2 protein-coding genes are annotated in these 4,586 nt (G+C 38.5%); both read left to right on the forward strand.

The window, feature by feature from the left end; genetic code table 11:
- Positions 1-393, forward strand: a 393-nt coding sequence (locus tag E1140_RS21300) for a hypothetical protein (RefSeq protein ID WP_221412605.1), incomplete at its 5' end; no start/stop codon positions are given.
- A gap of 545 nt (positions 394-938) precedes the next feature.
- Positions 939-4,583, forward strand: a complete 3,645-nt coding sequence (locus tag E1140_RS01670) for a T9SS type A sorting domain-containing protein (RefSeq protein WP_155178377.1) — start codon at positions 939-941, stop codon at positions 4,581-4,583.
- Positions 4,584-4,586: the final 3 nt, after the last annotated feature.

A 4,586-nucleotide genomic window follows, 5' to 3' on the forward strand; every position in this document is an offset into this window, starting at 1 on the left:
GTTAGTTGCAAAGACGACTCTGAACCCACACCCAGCGAAATTGACGAGCAGCTTACTGCCCTGATGAATGATGGTAGCAAATGGGTGCTGAGTAATGATGGTGTTACAAAAGATGGCTTTGATGTAACAAGCCAGTTTGAAGGTTTTAAGTTAACCATAGGCAACAAGACCTATATTACCGAAAATGGCCTGAGCCCTGTATGGGGAACCTCTGGATTTTGGGATTTTCAGAATGACAACCCTAATCTGATTTTAAGAGATGGTGACACCTCCATCTCCATAAGTCTGTCCGGAGGCAACCTAACAATGACCTTCATGGCTGACGGTGCACCAACTGGCGGCAGAACAGCATCAGTATCTGGTGAGTATCAATTCCATTTGGTTGGCGAGTAATTAATAGATGTGTGTGTATGTCAGTCCCTGCCCCGCATTGGGGTGGGGCTGACTATTCACTTTAGTAACTATTAAACACATTTACTCAGGTAAATCCAAAGCTGGGTTTTGGTTAAAGTGTACGAACACAAACCAAAAGTTCCCTGAAAATTCAGCTGTAAATACCGGCCATTATTTCAAATATTTTTTAGGATAGAATTAGTTTAAGCTTAATACATTACTATCCAATATATGAAGTAGACCCAACTATTTGCACCAACTTGGAAAAGCTCTTTTACTTTTACATCAATTTCACGACACTTCTTACATACCCTAAATTTCCTTAAACCAAATCAGTCTTTCATCCTCCTTATTTATTGATATTTACGGGCCAAATAAAGCAATAAAAACATCCAAAAGTTACATCCTTAAAATATAACTTATTATAATATATAATATTATTTTTTTTAATTATTGCACCTAATTGCCTTGAGTCTGCCTATAGTTTTTAGAGCATTTGTAGATTCTCCTTTATTCTACATGATATTTCAAATAATTCTTCATTTATGAAAAAACTTCTACCTCTGCTTTTTATCACTTTTTTACTGAATTATGCCTTTGCTCAAGAAACATGTGAAACGGCCATTGTAGCCTCTTCTGGCACAAATACGCTTCCTGCTACCGAAAGCAGTGAATACTGGTATGAATACACTGCAACCCAAGATGGTAAGATTCAGATTAGCTCATCTGCCGGTAATAACATCAACATCTATTCTGGAGTTGATTGCTCATCACTTTCGTACGAGGTTAATGGATATAACAATTTAGTTTTTACAGGTTTAGTCAACGGAGAAACCTATTACATTCAATGGTATGTTTTTTCTGGGGGTAACTTTGATTGGACTTTAACAGAGTCAGCTGTAGTAATTGGTGAAGATTGTAATAATGCCGCGTTTGCTTCTACCGGCACAAACAACGTTCCAGCTACCACAATTAGTGAATATTGGTATAAATATACCGCCACTCAAGATGGCAAGATTAAAATCAATTCTTCAGATAATAGTAACGTAACTATATATTCCGGAAGTAATTGTTCTTTACTCGTAAACGAGGTGAGTGGGTATAACCAAATTGAGTTTAAACAAGTTTTAACTGATGAAACTTATTTTATACGCTGGATTCTTAATAATGGAGGTAATTTCGACTGGACATTGACAGAATCATTATTAGAGCCCGGTGATACATGTGAAGACCCCGTTGAGGCCGTGCTTGGAAGTAATACCAGTGGTGCTACCAAATTCTGGTTTCAATTTACAGCTCCATCTGCCGGCAATTATATAATAAGTTCTGTAGGAACAACCACGATTGACACATATTTAAAAGTATTCTCAGACTGTTCTGAAACATTAATTAATAAAAACGATGACTTTGAAGATTACCAGTCTCAGGTCAAAGTAAGCCTAAATAGTGGGCAAGTAATTTATATCTTATGGGATGACACTTATTCTCCATATGGTTTCGATTGGACTCTAACAGAAGCATCAGGAGATGACTGTAATAGTGCCGTTTTGGCTAACGCTGGAACAAATACAATGCCGGCAACAGCAAATGAAGAATTTTGGTATGAATACACCGCAACCCGAGATGGAAAGATTCAAATTAATTCCCCTGAAGGTAATGGTATTTATATATATTCAGGAACTGATTGTACATCACTTTCTCTTGAAACCATTGGGGGGCGAAATTTCTCATTTACAGGTGCCACGAACGGTGTAACCTATTATATTCAATGGCTAGATTACCCAGAGGGCGATTTCGAATGGACATTGACTGAGTCGGATATTGAGCCAGGGGACGATTGTGTATATGCTGCTATTGCCACTACAGGAATAAACACTGTCCCATCCACAACAAATAGTGAGTTTTGGTATAAATATACTGCTACTCAGGATGGTAAGATTCAAATCAATTCTTCCTTTGATAAACACTTGATGGTGTATTCTGGAAGTGATTGTTATTCAAGAACATTTAAGGGTAACGGGATCAGTTTTTTCAATGTGACTGATGTTGTCAATGGTGAAACCTATTATATTAAATGGAGCGCAGCAGGTGGTGATTTTGATTGGACTCTTACAGAATCACCTATTCAACCCGGGGATAGTTGCGGAGACCCTGTTCAAGCTGTTTTAGGTAATAATACAAGTGAATATGCCTCGTTTTGGTTTGAGTTTACTGCTCCATCAGCAGGCAACTATACTATAAGCACTGTTGGTACTACATCAACCGACACTTGGTTAAAGGTGTATTTTGATTGTAATGATTTTAGCGGTCATAGTGAAAGTGATGACTTTAGCGGTCTTCAATCACAAGTTACACTTAGTCTTACAGAAGGGCAGGTCATCTACATATTATGGGATGATGGCTGGTCTCCTCTTGGGTTCGACTGGACCCTTTCTTCAGATATTGGCCAAATGGAACAAACCATCTCTTTCAATGCTCTTGATAACAAAAGCTTTGGTGATGCCGACTTTGAATTAACGGCTACCGCTTCATCCGGATTGAATGTAAACTATTCTAGTTCAGATGAGACTGTGGCTACAATAGATGGTTCGACCCTGTCTATTGTTGGAGCTGGTATAACAACCATAACTGCCAGTCAATCGGGTAATGATTATTATCATTCAGCAAATAATATTGAAAGAACACTTATAGTAGAAAAGGCTGATCAGACAATCACATTTGCTATTGTTGATCAAGAAATTGCTAACACTCCCTTTGTAGTCTCCGCTACATCCAGCAGTGGGTTAACAAGTTTCTTGTATGAAATTATTTCAGGTCCTGCAAGTTTAAGTGGCTCTACTTTAACATTAGATGGTACCGAAGGTTTTGTGGAAGTTAGTGCAACTGAAGCTGGAAATGACAACTATAATTCAGCAACTATTTCTGCCACTTTTCAAGTTAAAGATCCATCAAAAACAGATCAGTCTATAACCTTTAATTCTCTTCAGAATAAAGCATATGATGACCCAGGCTTTGAACTAACTGCCTCCGCAAGTTCGGGCTTAGTGGTAAGTTATACAAGTTCCAACACTGCAGTTGCCACCATTAATGGAAGTACTATAACAATAGTGGGCGTAGGCACAACAACAATAGAAGCCTCTCAAATGGGTAATGCAGATTTCAATATTGCTCTTCCAGTAAATCAGACGCTAACAGTAAATAAAGCCGATCAAACTATTTCCATAGAAGCAATATCAAATAAAACCACAACAGATAACCCATTTAATGTAGTAGCATCTACAACTAGTGGACTTGATCTCACTTATACGATTTCAGGCCCAGCCAGTATCTCAGGAAGCACTATTACACTTGAAGGCTCTGAGGGAGAAGTGACTGTAACGGTGAGTCAGGAAGGTAATATCAACTATAATGCTGCCATAGCAGAGTCTGTATCATTCAATGTTGTAAATGGCCTGACTGCACAATCTATAACCTTTGAAACTATAGAGGATCAACTATTTAGCAATGGTAGGTTAGAACTTAGTGCAACTACCACATCTGGATTAGATATAGCTTATGAGATATTAAGTGGGCCAGCAACAGTCAGTGGTGATGTTATAACATTTACTGGTTTGGGTGAAGTGGTTGTTTCTGCCGCTCAAGCAGGAAATGATGCCTTTGCACCAGCTACCTCTGTAGAACAGTCATTCACCATTTTCAAAAACGAGCAGACCATTACATTCAATACCGTTGATGATCAGTTCTTTGAAGCTGGTTCTTTAAATCTGTCAGCAACAGCTTCTTCAGGTTTAGAAGTGAGTTATGCTATCGTTAGTGGTCCGGCTACGGTTACAGGAAATGTGGTGTCATTCTCTGATTTAGGAACTGTTGTAGTAAGTGCAAATCAAGCTGGTAATGATAGGTTTCTAGCTGCGGCATCAATTGAACAATCTTTTGATGTAATTACTGTGACAGGGGTTGATGATGTAACTTCTGTCCTACTCATCTACCCAAATCCGGCTTCGGATGTTTTGACCATTCAAACTCAGCAGGAGGATGTTTCCATACAGCTGTTAAACATGAATGGTACTCAAGTGATGACTATTAGAGCAAATGCACCAAACCGCATCTCTCACCTAAGTGATGGAATCTACTTTTTAAGAATTTCCGCAGGCGAGAACTATACTACTCACAAAATCATCAAAAAATAAACC

The organism is Fulvivirga lutimaris, assembly GCF_009711525.1.
Classification (GTDB): Bacteria; Bacteroidota; Bacteroidia; order Cytophagales; family Cyclobacteriaceae; genus Fulvivirga; species Fulvivirga lutimaris.